Genomic DNA, 23,196 nt, shown 5'->3' with positions numbered 1-23,196 from the left:
TACGGCTCACTATTATCCACCTAGTTTAATTACAATTGTCCTTTGTGTAATTTCATATGACAGTCGTTTCCTTGTCCTCTAGCACATAAAGCTAATTGTCTTCGGTTACGAGCAATCATAATCATTTCCCACTTTTGAAGATTTTTCTTCTTTTTGAGGTCTTTTAATTTCCGGACATGATGCATCTCTAAATCGACATCTATCGCTCCGCAGTATTCACATACGCGAGCTTTCATTCTGTCAATTAGGCTTGTGATACCACTGTACATCCAACCATTAGGTAGATTATCCACTTTGAAATCTTTATTTACTTTTTCTGCTCTTGTAAACTAGCTGATTAAAGTTTTAGACTTCATTCCTTTTTTCGTTTCATATTGAACAGTAAATACTCCATTAACACTGAATTTATCTATGACTTTTCTAACCGAAATTTTATATTTACTAGCAAACGTTTTATACATACTGTATTCCATGATGTATGCCATTTTATTAAGCACACTCACGTTATTTGCTATTTTGTAATATTCGTAGAATCCTCGTAATTCAGCATCATAGATGCTAATAATTTCAAGGTCGTCATTATTGATAAGTTCAGGTCTATGAATCATTTTCCAATCGTTATCGTTTATTCTTAGAATGTTCCTATCAAGAAGTTTATTTACCCATTTTTCCTTCGGGACATAAAGTTTAACCTTACCGTTATTTTGCCTTTGGAGTTTGCCATCTTTATTTCTTGTTGGTTGTGTACTGTAACTTGTTACAATATCAAAACCTAGAAATCTAGCTTTCTCCTTATGAGCATGAGTGATAAGGGTCTTCTCTACAGATAGTTCAAGTTTTAGCTTATTAGCTAAGAATGCTTTAATATCCTGTTTGATTTTTAATGCATCTCCCTTGCTACCAATTACACCGACAAGAAAATCATCAGCATAACGAACATAATTGATTCTTCGGAAGTCAGGATCAAACGGGTCAGTCACATTCATCTCATTACGTTTCTTAATGAGTGCCTTGTAAACTCTGGTGTGTTCCTTTTTCTCGGAAGTGGACATTAAAGCCCATTCTTCATCTGATTTCTTCATTTTCGTTAGTTGCCATTCTAACGCTCTGTATTCATGTGTCCGTTTTCGCTTCTTACCTTTATTGAATTCTTCAGCATATTGTTCCATATACTTATCCAATTCATGTAGATAGATATTTGCTAATAATGGACTGATAACGCCACCTTGAGGTGTGCCGCTGAAAGTCTTGTGGTAAACCCAATCCTCTAGGTATCCTGCTTTGAGGAATTTCCAGATAAGTCGGATGAACTTTTCATCTTTTATCCTTTTCCTAAGAAGATTGATTAAAGTGTGATGGTCAATGTTGTCAAAGAATCCTTTGATGTCTCCTTCAACAAACCACTTAACTCCAGTGAATGTTTTTTGTATTTTGTCTACAGCAGTTTGGCAACTAAGTTTAGGTCTAAAACCATGTGAAGAATCACGGAAGATAGGCTCGTATAACCCTTCTAAGATTCTACGTGCTACTTCTTGAACTAACTTATCATCCATTGAAGGAATTCCTAGAGGTCTTTGACCTGTTGGCTTCTTTGGGATGTATTCTCTTCTTGAAGGTCTTGGTTGATAACTTTCGTCTTTTAACTGTTCAATAATTTTACGGATTCGGTCGATGCTCATACCATCAATGGTTTTTCCGTCCGTTCCCTCTGTCATATTACCTTCCTTTTTGGCTAACTTTGCATAAGCTTCTAGGAAGAACTCTTCATTATATAGATTTCGATATATACGCTCGAAAACGTAATTCTCATCTCTCTTGGACATTTCAACTAGGTTGTCCATAACTACTTTTGGGATTCTCAAAGTGTCTCCACACCTTCCTGATTTTGTTCTGGACTAGATAACTTGGTCCCTTCGCCATGTACTAGGCTTTCCCTAGCTCTGACTACTACGGACTCTCTGTTGCCATATTGGATATTCAGACACCTAAAGTGCCATAGCCTTTACAGGCATTCCAACTTAGGCAATCCCCATTTAGTACATTTAGTAACATAGGCTTGAACCAGTGTCGGATGCGACTTTCGCCATTTACCATTTACTATGGTTGGAAGACCACTGAGGCATAACTTTATAAACGGAAAAGCTATTTATAAAGCAGTAATTATCTAACGGCAAGGCTATTAGATAATATTTGGTCAATAGACGTTAATAGAAGTCTTCCGTCTATGTCTTCGCTAGGACTCCTTTGGCTATCGTTCACGCAGTTTAGCATTCATCCTCGTCTGTTTCGGTTTCATCTTGCCATTCAGTTGCACCATGACAACTTGGTGACTTATGGCTTTTCACCTAATATGCTGTGTTCCCCGTTATTGGTTTCCCTCACGAGTAAATTAGTAGATGATAGGAGACAATCGATGCCTCTACACTCCTACGACTTGCCTAAAGTCGAATTACTAAATGCCCTTATGGGCGCACTTTTCCACCAAATAATGTTCCCGTTCCTCCAACCACTTTCTTAGCTGCAGCTGCAATACTTCCAAGTGCATTTCCTTGAGCACTTGTCGATGCTTTCAGTTCATGAATCTCATCCACAATTGCAATATCAAAAAAATTTTTCATTTTTCTTCGAATGTATTCAATACTAGCAACTCTTCGTGGTTGACCCTGCTTTTTTGGTACCTCTTTTTGGTTACTTTGAATATGCTCTAATAAGTTCTTATTTCCCTCTTTAATGGCATGAATCAATTTCTTTTCATATACATACCATTCTTTTATTGATGAATAACGAGTTGCTACCTTCTTGGTCCATAAGCTTTCTCCACATTCTGAACAAAAGGCATTTGCGGGCTTTTGTGTATTTTGGAGCCTTCTTCCAGTTCCGAATTCGTCTTTATCCATGGTTCTTGTAGAACGCACTTCTATTTCTTTAGAAGGTTCATCCGTATCAGGAATCATTTTTATATCTTCAATTACCTGGTGAGCCTTTCCACAAGAAGGACAATAATAACCATATCGATAAGGTAATCTATCTTCACTTTGCTGTTTACTAGTTTTTTTCTGACTAAATTGAACAGCCGGAACGATAGATGAATCTCCTCTCATGGTCGTAAAAGATATAACGAAAAAAACTGGTTTTTTTGGTTTCTTTCTTCCACTCATTAACCAATCACGATGATAAGTAATTAATTGACTCGTTCTTTCAATTACTCTCACTTCAGCATGAGGAATTATTTCTTTAATCTCTTCTGGCCACTTTTTAGTTAAAGAAGGTGGGCACATTAAAACACTATGATATCCTTCTTTATTTTTCATATCCGATAGTACATCAGCCACAGCAGTCATAATGGTACTTTATGTGTGGCATCCCAATCCGTAAGGATTGAGGTAGCCACTACCCATTTCGGGTGCGATAGGTAAGAATTTGAAGTAATCTCCATCTTTTCCCCCGCCTCACACCGTACGTGCGATTTTCACCGCATACGGCGTTCCATCGGGAAGCCATATTTTAAACTGTTGTCTCAGTTCTCCATAAAGCCTGTTATAGCATTGCGACTATAACTGACATCACACTAATTTGTTCAAATACGAATAAGAGTTAATTAATCCTCGAAAGCCGTACTTATTTAGCCTCTTTAAGCAACTTTCTAAGTTGCTCTATTTTCTTTCCACCTTTGGTATGGGTAACAGGATTTTCATTGTGAACCAGCTTGTGGCATGTTTTGCATAAGGAAACTAGATTTATCACCTTATTGACTTTATTGAGCGGTAGTTTAGGGTTTTTGTGATGTGTATTAAGATTCCATTCATATAGTGAAACCTTACAGCAGTTACATTTCCCCCTATCTCTGTTAAATGCGTACTCTCTATTTAGATAGAATTCGAAATTATATATCGGATAACGGTTATTGAGTTGATAGAAAGGAATATCCTCTTGGAAGAAATTCGGTCTTTCTAGTGCCTCACGTTTGCCAGTTGTCCGTTTATAAATATTTCTACCTTCTTCTGTGTAGGGAGACATTAAGAGATTCACTTTCATTGCATTACGTTTAGGAGTAAATGCAAATTTGGTTATTCTTACTTTGGCTCCATGCTCTTCAACGAAGAACACCTTGCTTTTTTGCTCTTTATGTCTATCTCTTCTATTTATAAGGGTGTCCGCTGGAGTAGTTAGTTGATGATATCGTCCTCGACGATTGTTCATAAACAACCATGTTCTCCATTGGGCATAATGAATACGTTTATCAAACCCTTGAAATATAGTAGATACGTTGGCGATTTTATAATAATTTGCTATACCGACAATCTTTGAGTTGATACTCTCGATTATGGCAACCTGTTTGGATTTAGTACCGCGATGGTCATAAAGGGTTTTAATATCTTTATTAATTTCCTTTATTTTCAATTTGGCTTTATCCATATTAGGAATAGCTTTTCCTTGTATGCTGCCTTTTCTAAGCCGATGTTCTTCTGCAAAAATCCAGAATCCTAAGAAATTGACCCTATTAGTTCTCACATCAGTAATTAAGGTCTTTTCCTTGGATAGCTCCAGTTTCAATTGGTGGTTAAAATATTTCTCCACTTTTTTGAGAATCCTTTTGGCATTTTCCTCACTTTTACAGAGTATAACCCAGTCGTCTGCGTATCTGATTAGAAATGTATCTTCGTGTCTTTGACGAACACGTTGTAACCCATTTCGAGAAACGTCTTTGACCTTATACCTAGCTGGATGCTCTTGGAACATTCTAGCAATCTCCCAATCAAAGTAATTAAGATAAATGTTAGCCAGAAGAGGTGAGATGATACCGCCTTGTGGTGAACCACTAACGCTGTCTCTGAAGTTACCTTCTTCCATAATTCCTGCTTTTATCATCTTCTTAATCATCATAAGCACTCTTTTGTCTCGGATTCCTAATGTCCACATTATTTCAATCAACTTATTATGATTGATATTATCGAAATATCCTTTAATATCGCCCTCTATTACCCAATAGGTTTTGCTTCTCCTAATACGTTCTAGTGTTTCAGCAATGGCTTGTTCAGCTGAACGCATTGGTCTGAAACCAAAGCTGTAATGGTAAAACTTAGCTTCTGCTATGGGTTCAATGACAATTTTGGCTATTTCTTGTATGATGCGGTCTATCATGTTAGGAATACCCAAGGGACGTTGCTTACCATCTGATTTGGGAATGTACTTTCTTCTTACTGGACTAGGTTGATAATTATTGATATTCCTACGAATTAGGGACATCAACTTATCTCTGTCCATTTGAAGATAGTAATCAATAGTCTTACCATCAATACCAGCAGTTTTGCTTCCTTTATTACCCTTGATATTATGAATGGCGGTCAGTATAGTCTGCTCGTTCTTCATAAGTTCAATAAGGTTATAGAAAGGTTTATTGCTTTCTTTGGCTAATCGGTACATACTATCAAGTGCTAGTTTTAGCTCTTTTTCGTTTTGTGGAAATTGTTTATTATCCTTCATTTCTATGTGGATCGCCCCCTTGATTAGAGAAAATGGACTATCCGAAATGAATTAACTCTTTTACTCTCACATGGTTCGTTTGAACATTTTCCTCAATTAGTGCAATACTTCTCGACTAACACCCTTCCCTAGAATAGTTTCTACCCTCTCTTACATTTCGTTGCAGAAGCAACTTATAGCAAGATACAAACGGCTATTCATTATTGGTACTATGGTGTCGCTGACTTCCAATAAGTTTCATAAGTTCCAATACCTCCACTTATTGGCTCTCGCACGTTCCCTTTAAACCAGCCCTTCTTTTACATTCCTTAGATGCCCTCTATACTCCGGCGCTACTTGTTCATGAGTAGACTATTCCTAACTCTCATGAATCTTATATAGGCACTGGAAAGACCTATATAAGCAATTTCTCTACTGGCAAAAGAGAAATACCTTCACGCAAATCCCAACCATATATCTCGTTATTAGGTTGGGGAATGAGTAACGGAGCGTACATACGAGGGTTCGATTTCGCTCATCATAGAATGTTTTTAAAGCCTACCGCCCTATATCCACGTTCAACGAGTTCGCTTCAAGGACGACTTCACCTAGCTTCAGACCTCTATCACATTGGAATGATAGACGCATGTAGGAGTCTCATAGACATGACTTGACTTGGAATATTAGCCATGACAGGGAAATTTCACCCTGTAAATCGTTTAAAGAGTTGTAACCAATCTTATAAAGATTCGGCCCCCGCTTTTCGTGTTTAAGCTACACTTATAGCGGAACGTGCCGCACTACCTGTCGACATTTCGCCTTGGATGATTACAGCCTTACTCTTAGCAAGTTTTTTCGCTACAGCAGTACTTACATGAGCTTGAACTGGAAACAATTCACGTTTATAAGTACTAATTTTAGGACTAATATGATCCACTAAAGGATTATGAATTGGTGATACCTCTCTGCTAACTTTATTAATCATTCCCTCAACATTTTGTTGCATATACTCTGTCAAATCTGATACCATTTCTACTTCAGTTCCAGTACCCTCTTTGCGGAATCTTAACTTTTTCTCTTTAATCATTTTAGAGATTAAATTATCAACCTCTTCTTCTGTAGCTTGTAACTTAAATAAGGAAAATCCTTTTGGAAATAATTTAGAATCAAAGTAAATATCTACAGATTGTAAAATTCCTATATTTAAAAATTCATGAAAAATAATATCTTTCCATTCGGGTAAGATATGTAGTCCAAATTTGCCTCCGCCTAAAACTGTACGTAAGTCTTCTGCTGGATCCCCAGTAAAAGATAAAATATAATCATCATTTCCCATTAATTCATCATGAACAACAACAATTGCTTTTCTATTATTAATAATAGTCATTGGAAATTTTTCGTATTTCCCTTTTTCTGTATAGAGTTCCAATTCTTTTGTATAAGTATAATCTGTTAAGCCTTTCTCTCCGTTTCCGAAAGACAAACCACTTGATCCTATATCAATAGCAGCCTTCATAGCTTGTACAGTAGAATCATTACCAGCAATAATAGTTAAAAGCAGTTTTGCTCTTTGCCAATTTTGCTTTGGTTTTTCATAGGCTAATCCATAGCAAAAAGCAGTCTGCCATGCATCATCAAGATATACTTCAATCATTTTTGGTGTTTCTATTAACTCTTCTGTTATACTTATCGTTTTAGTTTCCTTCATGCTTTCTACCTAATAAGAATAGAAAGCATCGATGCCTCTATCTAATTAGGTAGGGCACCTCCCTTTTATTATTTCATTTTTTTATCAATATACATATTAGATATATAAGACATTGCTGTATCAAAAGATGGACAAAGCTCATTAGATATAGACACTACTTCGGATCTTTTTGAATTATGAATCAAAAACCAATATTGGTTATATTGATAACCGCAATATTCTATATATCTATCTTTGTATTTGAAATACGAGAACTGAACAGTTTCTATGTTCATATTTTCACCTTTGTGTGTGGTTATAATCTCATTTCCCATTACATTGTGCTTCCTGATTGGTTTAATCTTTAACAAGCGGCACAAGGGATACGCTTCCTTCTAATCCTGCTACTATATCTAGTAGATTCTGTCGATTTTCGATATTGATATCTTTTATTTCTTTAACCTTGTTAGCTGCTACGTCATATTCTCCAATCATTAATTCTATTTCCATCCACCACCAAATTTTATGGTAAGTTTCATTCCCATGATGAATCTGCTTTAAAATGCAATATCCATCCTGTTCTACTTTCTTTTCGATTTGTTTTACTAGTTCCTTGGTGGTCCTAGAATTCTTGGTACCCTCTTTTAATTTTCTCTTTTTAGATTGCTTTTTCGTCGTCATACCTCTCTCAATCCTTTCTGTTATGAATTCATCTATACAAGTGCTTCATTAAAATAACGCAAAAAAGCCTTTGTGATTTAATGTAGATAAATAGCTTATAAGCTATTTATTTTCATCAACCACAAAGGCTGTTAACGTTATATTAAGACTGCTAATCCCTTAAGGGATTGCAAATAAAAAATAAAAGTACGAAACATTTGTATAGTGGTATTATATCCCTACTTTTCTTTTAAGACAAGTAGATAACAAAATTGGTTTTCCCTTATATAATATATCTTTTTAAAAGATTTGTTTTTATTAACTTAGTATTTATTTGCTTGCAAAAATTACAACCACCCCTTGTAAATTTCTCAACCTATAAATACCTTGAAAATTTCACAATAGGGGTTGAAAATTTTACAAAGCGAAAATTGTTAGATAATTACGCCTTGTAATTTTTACAACCCATATTATATTTCCGCTTTGTAAATTTTACATGGGGTGTTGTGAAATTTATAAAACGCTTTGAAAAAACTACAACCCCCATTACAATTTTGATAATGCGGAAATTTTAGTGGATAACTTTAACATTATTTATAGTTTTGAATTAAGAAATATTTACATCGCTTCGGCTTGGTGATAATGGTAATATTCGGTAGCACATATATGTTATAGAGTACAAACTCAACAACATGAAGAGCTTGTTTTAATATTCTTACTTCATGTGTTTTTAGTATGATTCCCCATGTCTCTAATCTGGGGCAGAACCTGTTTTTGAGCCTCATCAATAATATTTTTTTCCTTAAGAGTATTTATTTTTTCAAAAAGGTTTAAATTCTTCATCTTTGGTTCTCCACTTTTCATTACTTGAGTTTGAGTAATCCCTTTTTCCTTGCATATTGCCTCTACAAGCATACGAATCCCCATTCCACATACATTTTAGATAGTGTAGCTTTAGAATAAAGTTTGATCAAAAACACCTTACAAAACCATATTTATGGACAAAGTAAGTATCCGCCGGTAGAACCGGCGGTTTTAATTTCGCCCTATAAGGGCACTTTACCAACGAAGCCCCTAAAGGGACCTCTAAATTGACCGCCAACCGTTTACTCTCCCTACTTATCTTTAAATGGATCGACGTATTCTCGTTTGCTCATATTATCTCGCAAACGGTCCTCTGCTTCTTGCTCTCGTATATACTTTGCAATTGTTTTTTCGTTTAATCCAACCGTACTTACGTAATATCCTTTCGCCCAAAACGTTCGATTTCCATGATTATATTTTAAATTTGCATGTCTATCATGGATCATCAATGAACTTTTACCTTTTAAATATCCCATGAAATACGAAACAGACATTTTCGGTGGTATTTTTACCAGCATGTGTATATGATCTGGCATGGCATGTGCTTCCATTATTTCTACATCTTTCATTTCACATAGTTTTCTCAATATAGCACCTATATCTTTTCTTAATTTCCCATATACTACTTTCCTTCTGTATTTGGGAATAAATACGATATGATACTTACAATTCCATCTTGGTCGAGTAGATAAGGGGAGTTTCACCCCAAATCTCTCACAGAACCGTACGTGATAGTCTCCCATCATACGGCTCTTGTCATCTCACTGGCATATAGCCCACTTTCCAATGGTAGAATCTTTCCGGATTTGACATTGCTATACGATACAAAAGATGTTGTGATTTTATATAGCTTCGTCTAACCTTTTTCCTTGTTCTTACTAACCATCTTGTCAATGTTAGATTCACATAATTTATACCTTGTCTAAATGCTTCACTTGGAGTGTATTTCATAAAGTAATTCATCCATCCACGAATGATGGGATTTAGTTTTTGTGACAGCAGCACTATATCAGTTGTATTCATTTCCTTTATTACATTTCGGATTTTCTCTCTAAAGTTTTTCCCAGCTTCTTTACTGACCGCAGGTGTAAACCCCATAAAGTATATCCCCTTTTGGCTCTTAACCATTCTCTGCCTAAAGCAATATCCCAAAAAGATAAATGAATGATTATCTGATTCCAACTGCCTATTATCTCTTTGACAGAAAACGATTTTGCTTTTCTCAGGATGTATTTCCAAACCAGCATAACCCATCTGTTCTATCAATCTGTCAAGTACATACTCCGCTTGTTTTCTGCTAACACAATGTATCAGTCCATCATCTGCATATCTCTCCCATGGACAATTTGGAAAATTTCTTACCATCCAATCATCAAACATATAATGCATAAATAGGTTCGCAAGAACTGGACTGATTACTCCGCCTTGAGGGGTTCCCGATTTTCTTTCAAAAATCTCTCCGTTTGGCATTTGAATGGATGTATTTAGGCATCTTTTAATATATAAAATAATCCAATTATCTTTCACATGATACGCTATCAATCTCATCAATCGTTCATGTTCTATATTGTCAAAGAGTCCTACGATGTCAAACTCTACAACCCATTTCATACGAAAACATCGTTTTCTCGCTTGTCCCACTGCGTCCAATGCAGATTTTCTTGGACGATAACCATAGGAATCTTCATAGAATATTGGTTCCACTAATGGCTCTATCCGATTTCTCAGAACCATCTGTGCCACACGATCTTCGATCGTTGGTATTCCTAACAGTCTCATTTTCCCATTCTTCTTTGGTATTTCCACTCCACGCACCGGCTTAGGAAAATAGCTTCCCGATGACATTCTATTCCAGAGCTTATAAAGGTTGTTTTTCCAATCTTTATCAAACTCATCTATTTCTATGCCATCTACCCCACCTGCGCCTTTGTTTGCCTTGACTGCCTTATAGGCATTCAGTATTTCATTCTGTGAAATCCGAAATGATTTCCCCTCTTTCATAAAATCCTCCCATTTTTTGGTTGTAATATTCAAGAAGTTTAATGACAGAACCCCTTCGCTCCACTGACATTACATCAGCTTCCCCACTACTACGAATTCTTCCGCACCTGTACTGCTCATCCCTACTTTCATACTCGCATATTTGTAAGCTTGTATTTTTCCGTTTAACATAGCAATACAAGATTCTCCTGTTCCTCCCAAGAGCCTATGCCACACTCCTGTAACCTCAACACCGACAGCCATCTATCCAGTAAACAGGTTTCCGATAGATTTATCCCAGCGTCCACACAATACTCTGGTTTTGACTATACTTGTAAGTCTTAACGATGCTTCATCAGTTCTTCACTCTCGTTCAGCTTTGTGGCACCCAACTGACAGTTTCTTTACTGCCTTTTCCTCATACGCTCAATACCATAGCTTTTGACTACAGCACCTATGGGTGTTTTGCAATCTACACCTGTATGTCGATTGCGGAAGACCTACTTCCATCTCTTAGAAAGCATTGCTTTTGGGTTACTATAATTCTTTCAGCATCCTCTAGCATTCAGGACACACTATGTGATAAACTATTGTCGCTCGACATGAGCAGAACTCCTCTCGTTATTTGAAGTTGGTTTGACGGCCATCTTCTATTATAACGATTGGAGTTTTTTTCTAATACGACTCTACAAGTTTTATTTTCACACAGGCAGAGCCTGTGGTTTAAAAAGAGTAAAATAAAAACAATCCATTTTAAAAAAAGATTGATTAAAATGGATTGTTCCCCTGTGAATTAGTATACATTTTTTATAAGAAAGTTTGATCATTTTCTGCCTATGATCTTCAACAATCGACCCGTTTGTTGAAGTCATGTCTTAAATCTTATTTGAAAAATAAGCTGTCAATCGAAGCTATTTACTTGTTAGTTAAATACGCATTTTCCATTTTAGGTAATATTGTTTTTCATTCAATTAAGTCATCTATTACAATATCAGCCTGTGATAAGACAGGGAAAAGTAAGAAATAAAATAACAGAAAAATCATAATACAGATATAGAAAAAAAGGGTTGCCCAAAAGGTCGGTTTTAGCGTCCTCTTGGGCAACCCTTTTTATTTCTTGCAAGGTCAGAGTACAACCGTTTTTGGACTGTCTGCTTTATTAGGTATTCAACTGATGCCTAGAATTCGTAATTGGAAGAAGTTAAAATTGTTCCGTCCAAGTAAAGACGAGGTTTACGATCATATTGATGACCTTTTTACAGATGAGATTGAAACACACTATCCAGACATGTTAAGGGTGGCCATGTCCATTCAAGCCGGGAAGATCACCCCTTCTACCATTCTAAATAAATTAGGGACATACACAAAAAAGAATAAATTATTTCAAGCCTTCCGGGAACTAGGGCGAGTGATCAGGACCATGTTCTTGTTAAAATATATGGCTGCTGACGAGGTACTTAGAGCTACCATTCAGTCAGCTACCAACAAAAGTGAAGCATTTAATGGGTTTACAAAGTGGCTGTTCTTCGGTGGTGAAGGTATCATCGCTGAAAATGACCGGGAAAAGCAACGAAAAATGATTAAATATAATCACCTTGTTGCTAACTGTCTCATTTTTTACAACGTCTTCACTTTATCTCGTATCCTCCAAGACTACATGCAAGATGGAAATGGATATGATGAAGAATTGATTCCTTATTTGAGCCCTTATGTGACGGCACATGTTAACCGATTTGGGAAATATCGTATTGATCTCAATCGTAAACCTCCGTAACTTCCATTCGATGTGCCTGTAGCAAGAGAAATAAGTATATCCTTAATATAATGAAGAGGAGTAAATCGAATGTAGATGTTGAAAAGATTCAATGGATGATGAACCGATGGGATTAAAGATGGTGGGACTAGGACTCATGGGAAATTTACACCAATCTTCGTGATGATATGTATGCCACGATGGATTTTTTAGAAACCTGTACATCGCAAGAGTTAGAAATCATAGAATGGGAGTTTAATGACTTAATGGATGATTTTAGTGATAAAAACGGAGAAGGAGAATTCACCGATTTTCTTGAAGAGCTTGGAGAAAGAGAGTCAGAAAGTTTGCTAGAATCAGTTAGAGAGTTCAAAAACAATAAAAAAAAGAATTTGTGGAACAACAAAACGTATTTGTTGTTATTCAGCAAGGGCCAAATCGTATTATGTGGTTAGCCGGTTTTTTCTAGTTGACCTATTTTTTTAGGTACTATTCTTGAGGTAGCCGGGATTAAAAAACTGTTAAGTAACAATAAGTTGATCCGTTAGAGGGGTAGAATGTTGAGTAAAGCTCCTAGTCCTAAAGGTCAGTTCAATAAAGAAAAAAGGTGTCTCTTTTGAGGAAGAATACGCTTCTGTGTTGAAAGTAACAACTTTTTTCACACTTTTTTTACTATATTTGTAGTGAACAACATAAACATTCTATAGAAGAAAATTATTTCTATAGGAGGTTTCCATGGATCAAAAGGATCAAAGTCGTCAATTAGACCAAATAAAGCAAATGCAACAAATGTTTAAAGCGAACATGAAAACTCAACCTTATCCCATGTACCCTAACTATGGGAAAATTACACGTTACGAAGAAATTCCGATAAGTTTACCTGAACAGCGCCAGCTGCGCCATCCCGGAGTGGAAAAATTCATGGTACCCCTTCCAATTATCGAAAACCCGAACTATAAAGGGAGTGGAAAGTTAACAGGAAAAGTAGCACTTATTACAGGGGGTGACAGTGGTATTGGTGCAGCAGTAGCAATTGCGTTTGCTAAAGAAGGAGCAGATGTTGCTATTTCATATTTAGATGAACACGAGGATGCAAATAGAACAAAAACGAGGATTGAACAACTCGGACAACGTTGTTTTCTAATGCCTGGGGACTTGCGAGACAAACAACAGTGTATCTCCATTGTAGAACAAACAGTAAATACGTTTGGACGTCTTGATATTCTTTGTAACCACGTTGGTATCCAATTCCAACAACTAAGTCTGCTTGACATTACAGATGAGCAATTCGATGACACTTTCAAAGTTAATATATACTCTCATTTTTACACAACAAGAGCAGCGCTTCCTCATTTAAAACCAGGCAGCTCAATCATTGGCACTTCTTCAGTGGTGACGTATGTAGGTGAGCAGCAAATGATTGATTATACGGCCACAAAAGGCGCAATAGTTGGTTGGACACGTGCCTTGGCTAAAAATGTCGTGAAACAAGGGATCCGAGTCAATGCCGTCGCCCCCGGCCGAATTTGGACCCCACTTATTTCAGCAAGTTTCTCGTCAGACCAAGTCGCTGTATATGGAGCATTTAATCCAATGGAACGAGTTGCCCATCCATTTGAACTCGCACCAACCTTTGTCTATCTTGCTTCTGATGATTCTCGTTTTGTTACTGGTCAAGTTCTTCATGTTGATGGGGGAGAATCCACACATTCCTAATGGAAGGGGTTACCATTTTGAGATATGAATTTAATCCAGAAGTAAAGCTATTGCTAGTAAACCATTCAAATGAAAAAGTAAAGATGGTCTATATGGAGGATTCCTGGCCCATGCCAAAAATAGGAATGAGACCACCATATTATTGCTACCCAAGTTACGAGCTGAATTATCCAATAATCTAAATAATAACAGACAAAAAGACTTCTATACAATTTATGAAGTCTTTTTGGAAAGAGAAGAGTATTACGGTTTTAAAACGACTTTTATACATTCATCCTCACGATTATTAAAAATTCGATAACCATGACTTGCTTCTTCAAGGGACATTTTGTGTGTGATAATATCTCTTGGGTCAAATTCGTTATTTGTTATTTTTTTAAACAATTCTGGCATAAAATGAATGACTGGAGCCTGTCCCATTCTAAGATTAATATTTCTAATCCAAAATGCACCTAATGGAAATAGATTATAGTTACCTCCGTAAACACCAGTCATTTGCACTGTCCCATACTTTCGGACAGCTTTAGTAGAAATTTGAATAGGTCCAAGGGTTCCGCCCTGCAGTTTGAATTTTTGTTCCAGAAACTCTAGGGGTGATTTCTTTCCATCCATACCTACACAATCGATGACGACATCTGCCCCACCATGTGTGATTTCTTTTAAATGTTCCCCCATATCAGGGTATTTTGTGAACTCAAATACCTCAACATTGTTCATCTTTTTTGCATGATTGATTCGGTAATCCAAGTAATCAACTGCTATTACACGCTTTGCACCTTCCATCCAGGCAAATTTTTGTACCATCAACCCAACAGGTCCGCATCCAAGAACAATAACTGTATCGCCTGATTTTACACCTGCATTTTTTACACTCCAATAAGCTGTTGGCAGAACATCCGATAAAAAGAGCAGTGACTCATCCTCCAATTCGCATGACTCCGGGATAACAAAGGGAGTGAAGTTTCCAAAAGGGACTTTTAAATATTCAGCTTGACCACCTGGATGGTTACCGAACTTCTCAGTATAACCAAAGTATCCGCCAGAATCATAATGAGGGTTTGAGTTATCGCATTGGCTTTCCATTTCATGTTGGCAATAAAAGCAATGTCCACATGAAACATTAAAGGGAACGACAACACGGTCTCCCTTTTTTACTTTTGTAACTTCAGGTCCAACTTCTTCCACAATACCCATTGGTTCGTGGCCAATAATATATCCAGGGGGTAATGGCATGTTACCTTGATATAAATGCAAATCAGATCCGCAAATAGCAGTAGAAGTAATCTTAACTATAATATCGTCTTTTTTTTCTAATTTTGCATCCTCTACTTGATTAACCTGTACATGATTTGGTCCTTGATAAGTTACAGCCTTCATAAATGCATGGCCCTCCTATTTCTAATACTGTTAACACTCTTAACTATGGTTAACAAAGAAAGTAAATAATATACTTAGTCTCTCTTAGCGTAATTGTTTTATGTAAGAAACCGATCCGTCTATTTTCTTATCAATAGGGTACAGTTCAGCCTTTATTTTATCATTGGTCAAAAAGAAGTAACTAAAAAATCAATTCGAGTTGAACTAGATTAAAAAAGAGCCAAAATTGGCTCTTTTTGTTTATTGTTTCGGCATTCCTGGGGGATAGTAATATGGAGGAACTCTAATCCAACCTCTTTTTTGCATTAATGTTTTTAGAGTTGTTCCAAAGGTAACCATTTCCAAATGAAATTTTACCCACATTAGTCCAAGATCATTCCGAATCGATTGTGCTTGACCAGTAGCACACTGCATAATTGCAGTAGCAACCTTAATTCCAACACCATTTGTAATTTCATCATCAGTTGATTTTGCACCTAACGGAATATCATTTGGGTCTGATGCTGGCTTAGATGCTGGCAGTTCAGGTAGTGGGATTCCTTCCTTTTTCATAAATTCCTCTAATTGAGTCACTTGTTTCTCACACAGTTTAATTGCATCTGTCAACATTTCACGCACTTCATCATCAACTGTTGTATTCAACCCAACTTCTTCAAAACGAATAAACTCTTTTATAGAAGTATAGTAAGTCCAACAACTTGTTACTTCTCCTGTATGAAGTGGTGAATTTGATTCATCAACAACTAACGTTTTTAACGTATTAGTTACTGCTTCAAAAATATTTGGCATCTTTTTCACCTCCTGCCATCCCATTTAATATTAAACAAAAGAATAATTTAAATTCATTATAGGATACATACAACATTTCAGATTACCTTTACTACCCACCCATATGGCTAGTAAATATATCCTCGTTTTCTTGACTGTACCCCTAGTAAAAAAACGACTTAATGTCCTGCTTTCGCGCTTGAGATTTCCACAAAAAAATAAATAGATTTTCCTAAAAAACGACATAAACTTTAAATAGAATCCAGTATCGTATTCGTAAAAAGGATATGTGGATATACAATAAAAGGAAATTGCATAGGTCAATTTTCGGGGTGGTTGATAGGTTGGATAATGATACTTTAGACACAGAATGGGATTGAGCTAATTTTGCTTGCACGTCAGATGGGGCTTACACTAGATGAAATTCGTGCATTTCTACAAAAAGATATGAATTTAATACATAACGAAGTAAGTTCTTAAGTTCTTTTTTAAAGGAATTTTTTATTGAAATAAAATTAAAGTTTTCTTTTCCTTCAATCACCAGTTCCAAACGTATTTACTATCTGTATAGGTAAACTTTAATGAAGTTATCTTATTGAGTTTTAATGGAAGGCTTGAAGAAGCAATCGAGCAAACCAATTATGGATGGTTGATGTTTTATCCCTGTCTGTATTTCTTTGCATGTGGGATGCCTACAAAGACGCAGGAGGTGGACAACCTCCCTATTCTTTTCTCCCCTTTGTCTTTGCAGCCTATTGGGTGACGGTCGGATTAATATTAATTAAACTTGCTTATAACATTCATAATGGGAGAAATTTATGTCAGTGATCCAACTACCTGTTTTATTCACCCATTCTACTATATTATCTTTATATCTTTCTTCTAGCCAATCCATAGCAAATTCGTTCGGTGCATAAATAGTTAAAATATTATTTTGAACTTTTATTAGGATATCTTTAAACCAAGTATCGAAAGAGGGTTTAGAAATATTTGCTTGTGCAGATTCTAGAACAACAGCTAAAAGCAGTTTTTCATCTTGTGTCATATTCTTTTTTAAATGTACCTCTGTTTCAGAATAGGTAATAGTTGGGTCAACTTCTTCACTTTGAACTTTTTTATGAATATTTTTAAGTATATCTTTATATTGTAAGTATTTATTGTAAATCTCCTCATAATCTAATTGTTCTGGAAGGATATCCGCTTTGTTTTTTAAATGCTTCTTGGTAAAAACTTCGTGCTCTTTGCGTAATCTAGGAGGTAATCCTTCACGCTCTTTTTTTAGCATTTTCTTTACATGAGCAGGTGCGTTTTCAGGGATAATTATATTATTATCTCCCTCTATTAGCTTTTTAGATAATAAAGGAGTTTGTTTCCTGACTTTAAAAATAGGACTCTCTTCCATATTATTCCGAGACTCATTTATTACATTAAACTTATAGACAAAGCCGTAATGCTCTAGTATATCTAAATAGGTATGTAATGTTTTTCTTGATTTATCCATTTTCTCTGAAATCAATTCAAAATTGGGATACACATAGTCTTTTTCCCCATAAGCATGTCTTTTTAAATATGCATATAATCGTGTGGCGTCTCCCAGATAAAATCCCCAAAAGTCAAAAAAATAGTTATTAAAAATAGTAAGTTCACCATCAATTGCTGGAATAGACTCTCCGTGCTCGTCTAAACTAAAATTTCTAACTTGATTTTCCTCAAAGATCAATTTATCTTGCTCTGGGTAAAAATAGGTTTTATATTCTTGAGTATCCTCTATATTTATCAATTTACTTCTTTGCGTAAACATACCTGTATCTTTTAATCGAAAATACTTTAGTTTATCCTTTTTACCTTTTAAATTATAATACTCTTCTTCCACTATTGTTCCTCCTAAGTAAACCCAAGTAAACAAATTAAAGAAGGAGTTTTACTTGCTAAAACATATATTTATGTTAAAATATTTTCAAGAATATAAGTTTAGAAAACTCCCGCTTTCACTCAATTAAACTACTATCAGTTTAGCGCCTGATAGTTTAATTGTATCTAGGTGGTTTTTTTTATTTTATCATACAAGCTTTTGTTTATGGATTAAACAAAAAGGGAAAAACCCTATGACAAAATACCAAATCGAAATTTGGCCTTTTCATAGGGTTTTTCCCTTTGTATTTAATATTGAATTTATTAAAACATACTTTTTGGAATTATTCAATAGGATTAATTTCCAAAGGTATTAATTATTTCAATATGATGGAATTTATTTCTCTTATTAACTCTTTTTCTTCATTAATTTTTAATAAGTAATCGGCTTGTTCCTTAGAAATTAGCAATTTTACTTCTTGGACTTTTTTACATCTATTTTTAGGTTTTTCTTGAATTATAGAAAGTAAAACACTAGATCTTATATTTTCATTACAATTTGTAAAATTTTCCTTTAACAAAGAATATAAAATCACATAATTATCTTCAGATGTAAAACCTATCCGTTTTAATAAGTAATTTTCCATCTTAATATCCCTCATTCTTATATCATCTTCTATTTATTTTAACTTATATATACAAACATTTTATAAATTTCTATAGATATCTCTCAATAAAGTATATAATTCACCAAAAAAAAGCTAACTAAACCAACGTTTACTTAGCTGTTATTACACTTTAGATATTAAGTAATAAAGTTCCGGTATACAGTGAATTTCTTTATAAATTTCCTATTCTTTTGTAACGCTAATGACATATTACCTATATTATAACCATTTTGAGGAAGAAAACAACTTTATTTTTAAAGTCCTTTGGACACTCCATTTATTTATTCACTCTTCAATTAAATTGGCTATTAGTTATCATTTTACCATCATCATAATAAAACTATAGTATAAAGTATATATAAAGAATAAACAAAATGTTAGGGTCTAAAGTTAGAGTTATAAAGAAGTTAATAGTAATTTTTATATAAAAAAGAAACCCAAGGTATCTTGAGCTAGATATCTTGGATTTCTTATATTTTTTGATTTATAATATGTCATTGATCTTTAATGTATCAAATAATATATCAAAAGCTTTATTTATTTTTTCTCGCTCTTTTCCTTGAGGAAAAGCAATCTCATCTGATGTCCCATACACTAGATAGTCATTACGTCTATTAGTTGCTGATAGTTTATCTGCAATGTAAGCTTCAAACGCCCTTGCAGCCATTTCAATAATATTACTCCAATATTTAGATTCATTTCCATCGTCTAACTCGATTGCATTTAGGTAATATTGTGATTTATCAGTTGGATAAGGCATTCTTTCAACTCTTTCTCCAGTAATTTTTTCATGATACCAAGCCATAGCCAATGCATATTTTTTAACTTCTCTTTTTGCCCTTCTTTTGAGTTTTTCTTTTTCTTTCTTTAGTGAAATTTCTGATGCTCCATAATACTGAGAAAAATCAAGTCTTCTATTTATGCTATCTTGCTGAATAGTACATTCTTTTTTTATAGCTAATGCTATATCTCCGTTAAAACGTTCATAATCTCTTTTTAAAGCAACTCCTCTATAAGTAACATCATCTTTGTTTGTGTTTATGAAATATGCTGTTCCATTTCCTTCTCTTAAACTCTCAGATAAATATTCTAAGGCACTTTTTATTTGAGAAGGTATTTGTTCACCTAGTGTATTACATTCTGTTCCATATCCTCTACTACTTGTATTTTTATGACTTTTAATGTAAATGTAGTGATCAATGCTATGAAATAGCTCATGGGCGAGAATTCCTAAACAACCTTTATTTTTTGTCATATTAATAACTCTTGATAGAGCCTCATAAGTACCTAATGCATTTCCGCCTCTTCCTCTTGCTCCAAACGCTAGTCCAAGTGTTCCATCTAAAGATAAAGAAGTAACATCAATTTCAAGTACATCTGCTAAATCCAAAATTGCTTCTGAAGCTCGAACTAAATGCTCCATGCCTTTTTCATCATCCATATAATGGCCAAATTGCACTCCTCGAAATCCAAACAACTCCACCAAATCTTCTGGCTTTTTTACCGCGCTTGGTTTCCCACCTCTTCTATCAGGTCTTTCTGGTAATACTCTTTCCCATTTACTATTTTTCTTTTTTGTACCTTTTACGCCATTTTCCTTTTTCCCAAAGATATCGTCCCATGTATTTATTTTTGATGCTGTATTAATAGATGATTTATATCCTGCCCTCAGAAAAAATTTTAAGAAGCTTTTCCCTAAAATAAAGAAATTTGTATCTGATTCTTTATTTCTTTCTAATATAAGCGTTTTGGAAAAACCAACAATAAAGTCTGAAACATCGTCCCACTTTTTCACTTTATTAATAAGTTCTAAGAAACTTTGGATTGCTAACATAAAGTCTCTTCTTCCCTCTTTTGTTTGAACAGCGGGAACCTTATCTATTCTATTAATAATTAATTGCTTCAATTTAGCAACTCCTGGTTCTACACCATTTTCCTTCTCAAGCTTCAGAGAAAAAGATTTTGTTAATTCTCTTTTGGTTATTAATTCCTCTGAAAGAAGCGGATTAAGCTTTTCTATGTTTTCTAATTCTTCCTCAGAATGATTTTCCTGAAATCTTCTTTTTATTTTATCTAATTCTTTTCTAGAACCAGTAATAAAGTCTCCAACGTCATATGCAACATTCTTATCAATTTGCTTTTCTGTTCTTATTTCTTTAACTTTCTTAATATTAAGGTCAAAAATACTTAATTGTGAGTTCATGTTTATATCCTCCTAATAAACGGATTAGAATATTAGATCTAATCCGTTTTTTCCATTTTATATTTTTAAATAATCAACTCTAATTGCCCTTTTGTATTTGTTAGTAAATCTTCTGCAAAATCCTCTTTTAGAATAACTTTAAAAATTGCTTCTAAAATTGGGACTACTATACTATTTCCTGCTAGTTCGTAAAGAGTAGCATTTCTACAACCCTTTCTAGAAGGGAATTGTTCCAAGATTAATTCAAAATCTTTATCATCAAAACCCATTAATCTCCATACTTCTCTTTCAGTTAGATATCTATATCCCACTTTATCTTTTAATCTAATAATTCCAGCGTTAGGACATCGATCTTGTCTTTCTGTTATAGTCCAACAATAATCTTCTATTACGGATAATCTACGTTTGTACTTATCCGTTTCCTTTACTGGGTTAAATTCTTCTATTCTACTCAACATACTTGGAACATTAACCAAATACTGAGAGCCAGTTACTTTATTCTCTAAAAATTCACTAATATGACGCATTGGGGTTCTTTCTAATTTATTGAAGTCAAATGCCTCTTTTCCAAAAATGGATATACAAAACACTCTTTCTCTTTGCTGTGGAATACCAAAGTCAACAGCATTTAAAACATCGAAAGAATTTGTGTATCCTAGTTTACGCATTTGTTGAATATAAGAGTTAAACGGGCCAATTAGGTCTCTATCTAAAACGCCTTTTACATTTTCCCAAATTACAACTTTTGGTTTCCACTTCCCCATATTTTCTATAATTTTAAGCGTTTCAAACATTAATGAACTGCGAGTCTTAGTCTTTATATTTCCACCTTTTCTATATCCTGACCTTGAAAAATCTTGGCAGGGAGATCCGTGGATAAGGATATCCGGCTTCAGATTCCATCCAACAACGGATTGTGGTTTATGAGCATGGTCATATAGAGCATTATAAGCACGTACTCTATTTTCTTTTATCTCTACATAATCTATAGCTTTATGATCAACCCCCAGATTTAATAAAGCTTTTCTTGGGGCCCCAATACCTCCGAATAATTCTAAAATTTTTATCATATCAATCACCGTCACACTAATTTTTTTATCATCCCATTTGGAGTTATTATCTTTACAGATACATCCCTCTTTGTTCTGGTTTTAGTTATTACAGTCTTGCTGCCATTGTCGTGATGTTTTACCTCTTCATCCACAATTTTAGAAACGGATTCAAGACCTTGTACTAAATGATAATTTTCGCCTTCACCTAGCTCACCATTAATCGCTCCGCTTGCTAATAATAAAGACAATTGCCCTTGATTAAGCGGCAGAATAGGTTCTCCACCTATACTTAATTGGCGTGGCTTGGTTCTATTCATAAAAGCTTCGAATCCTTTACTCTCTCTAATACTTTCAACAAAATCGTCTTTATTTGCCAATTTTGTATAAAATGTAGATAAGTTTTTATAACCGCTTGGTACATTCCATTTAAATTCTCTAGTTACAATCTGATCAATCGTATTTACATTCTTTAATATAAATTCCTCGGAATCCATTCTTAATAAAAAATCATATAATTTTTCATTAATTCCTTTATATTTTCCTGCCTTTTTTCTTCCAATAAAAATACACTGTTTATAGTCTTCATAATCCTCTTTTGAAAATCGCATAATGCCAACTTCATTAAAGTTAGTTGCTAAAAACCTAGAAATTTTTTGATCTGCAAAACGATATGAAGGAATAATATATATCAATATTCCATTCTCTTTTAGATATCTATAATTCCTTTCTAATTCAACCCATTCTTTTCTTTTGGCTGAAGAATCATCCATCCCCTTTAATGCAAAATCATATGGTGGATTAAGAAATAAGAATGACACAGCTTCATTTTGTATTACCATAGATTCTATAGGGGCATTTATACAATGATTCAAAAGCTTTGAAGCGCGTTCAGCACGTCTTCTATCAAGTTCGACTCCATAAGTATTAATAATAGTCTCTTCATTATTAAAGGCAGCTGCAAGTTGATTTAGAATCTCTCCCTCTCCGCAAGTGGGATCAAACCAAACACCACTACCTTCGACATTTAGTAATTTAATGATATATTCACCTTGTGTTTCAGGTGTTGCAAAAAAACCTGCTTTTAGTTCCGATAGGTAAGTCTTTGATGTAATCTCCGACTTTTCCCCCGGTTAGCACCGTACGTGAGACTTTCA

18 protein-coding genes and 3 pseudogenes are annotated in these 23,196 nt (G+C 34.7%); 6 read left to right on the top strand and 15 right to left on the bottom strand.

The features are described 5' to 3' along the window. Nucleotides 1-29: 29 nt before the first annotated feature. The 8 genes and pseudogenes from NYE52_RS23125 to ltrA (NYE52_RS23090) all read right to left on the bottom strand — a co-directional run bounded on the left by NYE52_RS23125 (nucleotide 30) and on the right by ltrA (NYE52_RS23090) (nucleotide 10,675). Nucleotides 30-1,862, bottom strand: a pseudogene (locus tag NYE52_RS23125) (reverse transcriptase domain-containing protein). 600 nt (nucleotides 1,863-2,462) lie between these two features. Continuing rightward, nucleotides 2,463-3,341 carry a hypothetical protein gene (locus tag NYE52_RS23120; protein ID WP_226793773.1) on the bottom strand — a complete coding sequence of 293 codons (879 nt, stop codon included), beginning with the start codon at nucleotides 3,339-3,341 and terminating at the stop codon, nucleotides 2,463-2,465. A 277-nt stretch (nucleotides 3,342-3,618) separates the two neighbouring features. Further along, on the bottom strand, nucleotides 3,619-5,484 hold the full coding sequence (gene ltrA, locus NYE52_RS23115) for a group II intron reverse transcriptase/maturase (protein WP_152116067.1): 1,866 nt from the start codon (nucleotides 5,482-5,484) through the stop codon (nucleotides 3,619-3,621). A 748-nt stretch (nucleotides 5,485-6,232) separates the two neighbouring features. Then, nucleotides 6,233-7,171 (bottom strand): hypothetical protein, encoded by a 939-nt coding sequence (locus tag NYE52_RS23110; RefSeq protein WP_193224651.1) that lies wholly within the window; start codon nucleotides 7,169-7,171, stop codon nucleotides 6,233-6,235. 336 nt (nucleotides 7,172-7,507) lie between these two features. Then, nucleotides 7,508-7,831, bottom strand: a complete 324-nt coding sequence (locus tag NYE52_RS23105) for a hypothetical protein (protein WP_152116068.1) — start codon at nucleotides 7,829-7,831, stop codon at nucleotides 7,508-7,510. A 699-nt stretch (nucleotides 7,832-8,530) separates the two neighbouring features. Further along, complete coding sequence (locus NYE52_RS23100) at nucleotides 8,531-8,725, bottom strand: DUF4145 domain-containing protein (protein WP_193224652.1); 195 nt, start codon at nucleotides 8,723-8,725, stop codon at nucleotides 8,531-8,533. Between the two features lie 200 nt (nucleotides 8,726-8,925). Next, on the bottom strand, nucleotides 8,926-9,417 hold the full coding sequence (gene tnpA / locus NYE52_RS23095; protein WP_371474081.1) for an IS200/IS605 family transposase: 492 nt from the start codon (nucleotides 9,415-9,417) through the stop codon (nucleotides 8,926-8,928). 13 nt (nucleotides 9,418-9,430) lie between these two features. Next, a complete protein-coding gene (gene ltrA / locus NYE52_RS23090) occupies nucleotides 9,431-10,675 on the bottom strand; it encodes a group II intron reverse transcriptase/maturase (protein ID WP_152116071.1) in 1,245 nt (414 codons plus the stop codon). Between the two features lie 1,099 nt (nucleotides 10,676-11,774). On the opposite strand from ltrA (NYE52_RS23090), the pseudogene NYE52_RS23085 reads away from it, so the two are divergent. The 4 genes and pseudogenes from NYE52_RS23085 to NYE52_RS23070 all read left to right on the top strand — a co-directional run. After that, nucleotides 11,775-12,428 (top strand): annotated as a pseudogene (locus NYE52_RS23085) (Tn3 family transposase); the annotation flags it as partial. Between the two features lie 179 nt (nucleotides 12,429-12,607). Further along, a complete protein-coding gene (locus tag NYE52_RS23080; RefSeq protein WP_193224654.1) occupies nucleotides 12,608-12,862 on the top strand; it encodes a hypothetical protein in 255 nt (84 codons plus the stop codon). A gap of 280 nt (nucleotides 12,863-13,142) precedes the next feature. After that, a complete protein-coding gene (locus NYE52_RS23075) occupies nucleotides 13,143-14,123 on the top strand; it encodes an SDR family oxidoreductase (protein WP_048687630.1) in 981 nt (326 codons plus the stop codon). A gap of 17 nt (nucleotides 14,124-14,140) precedes the next feature. Beyond that, on the top strand, nucleotides 14,141-14,305 hold the full coding sequence (locus NYE52_RS23070; protein ID WP_212118277.1) for a hypothetical protein: 165 nt from the start codon (nucleotides 14,141-14,143) through the stop codon (nucleotides 14,303-14,305). A gap of 61 nt (nucleotides 14,306-14,366) precedes the next feature. Here the strand turns inward: NYE52_RS23070 and NYE52_RS23065 are convergent, their stop codons facing one another. Both NYE52_RS23065 and NYE52_RS23060 read right to left on the bottom strand, forming a co-directional pair. Then, nucleotides 14,367-15,500, bottom strand: coding sequence for a zinc-dependent alcohol dehydrogenase (locus NYE52_RS23065; RefSeq protein ID WP_065180902.1), 1,134 nt, complete (start codon nucleotides 15,498-15,500; stop codon nucleotides 14,367-14,369). A gap of 240 nt (nucleotides 15,501-15,740) precedes the next feature. Next, on the bottom strand, nucleotides 15,741-16,289 hold the full coding sequence (locus NYE52_RS23060; RefSeq protein ID WP_152116073.1) for a DUF3231 family protein: 549 nt from the start codon (nucleotides 16,287-16,289) through the stop codon (nucleotides 15,741-15,743). 354 nt (nucleotides 16,290-16,643) lie between these two features. Between NYE52_RS23060 and sinI the strand changes: the two genes are divergently transcribed. Together sinI and NYE52_RS23050 are read left to right on the top strand one after the other, a co-directional pair. Next, nucleotides 16,644-16,748: a DNA-binding anti-repressor SinI gene (gene sinI, locus NYE52_RS23055; RefSeq protein WP_152116079.1), complete on the top strand. Its 105-nt coding sequence runs from the start codon at nucleotides 16,644-16,646 to the stop codon at nucleotides 16,746-16,748. Nucleotides 16,749-16,842: 94 nt separating this feature from the next. Next, nucleotides 16,843-17,045 (top strand): annotated as a pseudogene (locus tag NYE52_RS23050) (hypothetical protein); the annotation flags it as partial. A 4-nt stretch (nucleotides 17,046-17,049) separates the two neighbouring features. Here the strand turns inward: NYE52_RS23050 and NYE52_RS23045 are convergent. The 5 genes from NYE52_RS23045 to NYE52_RS23025 form a co-directional block, all read right to left on the bottom strand. Beyond that, entirely contained in the window at nucleotides 17,050-18,141 is a 1,092-nt protein-coding gene (locus NYE52_RS23045; protein ID WP_152116074.1) for a DnaA N-terminal domain-containing protein, read from the bottom strand. A gap of 355 nt (nucleotides 18,142-18,496) precedes the next feature. Further along, nucleotides 18,497-18,766 (bottom strand): hypothetical protein, encoded by a 270-nt coding sequence (locus NYE52_RS23040; protein WP_016205235.1) that lies wholly within the window; start codon nucleotides 18,764-18,766, stop codon nucleotides 18,497-18,499. Nucleotides 18,767-19,271: 505 nt separating this feature from the next. Next, complete coding sequence (locus tag NYE52_RS23035; protein WP_152116075.1) at nucleotides 19,272-20,990, bottom strand: LPD1 domain-containing protein; 1,719 nt, start codon at nucleotides 20,988-20,990, stop codon at nucleotides 19,272-19,274. A gap of 65 nt (nucleotides 20,991-21,055) precedes the next feature. Then, nucleotides 21,056-22,060 carry a DNA cytosine methyltransferase gene (locus NYE52_RS23030; RefSeq protein WP_152116076.1) on the bottom strand — a complete coding sequence of 335 codons (1,005 nt, stop codon included), beginning with the start codon at nucleotides 22,058-22,060 and terminating at the stop codon, nucleotides 21,056-21,058. A gap of 11 nt (nucleotides 22,061-22,071) precedes the next feature. Beyond that, a complete protein-coding gene (locus NYE52_RS23025) occupies nucleotides 22,072-23,154 on the bottom strand; it encodes a DUF6094 domain-containing protein (RefSeq protein WP_222125405.1) in 1,083 nt (360 codons plus the stop codon). Nucleotides 23,155-23,196 lie beyond the last annotated feature (42 nt).

Origin of the sequence: Niallia sp. FSL W8-0635 (assembly GCF_038007965.1) — a bacterium.
In the GTDB taxonomy this organism is placed as follows: domain Bacteria; phylum Bacillota; class Bacilli; order Bacillales; family Cytobacillaceae; genus Niallia.
This window is presented reverse-complemented; position numbering and strand designations above follow the sequence as displayed.

Coding starts and splice junctions, on each gene's coding strand:
- NYE52_RS23120 (WP_226793773.1), bottom strand. CDS start 3,341: ATGACTGCTGTGGCTGATGTACTATCGGATATGAAAAATAAAGAAGGA.
- ltrA (WP_152116067.1), bottom strand. CDS start 5,484: ATGAAGGATAATAAACAATTTCCACAAAACGAAAAAGAGCTAAAACTA.
- NYE52_RS23110 (WP_193224651.1), bottom strand. CDS start 7,171: ATGAAGGAAACTAAAACGATAAGTATAACAGAAGAGTTAATAGAAACA.
- NYE52_RS23105 (WP_152116068.1), bottom strand. CDS start 7,831: ATGACGACGAAAAAGCAATCTAAAAAGAGAAAATTAAAAGAGGGTACC.
- NYE52_RS23100 (WP_193224652.1), bottom strand. CDS start 8,725: ATGCTTGTAGAGGCAATATGCAAGGAAAAAGGGATTACTCAAACTCAA.
- tnpA (WP_371474081.1), bottom strand. CDS start 9,417: ATGGGAGACTATCACGTACGGTTCTGTGAGAGATTTGGGGTGAAACTC.
- ltrA (WP_152116071.1), bottom strand. CDS start 10,675: ATGAAAGAGGGGAAATCATTTCGGATTTCACAGAATGAAATACTGAAT.
- NYE52_RS23080 (WP_193224654.1), top strand. CDS start 12,608: ATGGATTTTTTAGAAACCTGTACATCGCAAGAGTTAGAAATCATAGAA.
- NYE52_RS23075 (WP_048687630.1), top strand. CDS start 13,143: ATGGATCAAAAGGATCAAAGTCGTCAATTAGACCAAATAAAGCAAATG.
- NYE52_RS23065 (WP_065180902.1), bottom strand. CDS start 15,500: ATGAAGGCTGTAACTTATCAAGGACCAAATCATGTACAGGTTAATCAA.
- NYE52_RS23060 (WP_152116073.1), bottom strand. CDS start 16,289: ATGCCAAATATTTTTGAAGCAGTAACTAATACGTTAAAAACGTTAGTT.
- NYE52_RS23040 (WP_016205235.1), bottom strand. CDS start 18,766: ATGGAAAATTACTTATTAAAACGGATAGGTTTTACATCTGAAGATAAT.
- NYE52_RS23035 (WP_152116075.1), bottom strand. CDS start 20,990: ATGAACTCACAATTAAGTATTTTTGACCTTAATATTAAGAAAGTTAAA.
- NYE52_RS23030 (WP_152116076.1), bottom strand. CDS start 22,060: ATGATAAAAATTTTAGAATTATTCGGAGGTATTGGGGCCCCAAGAAAA.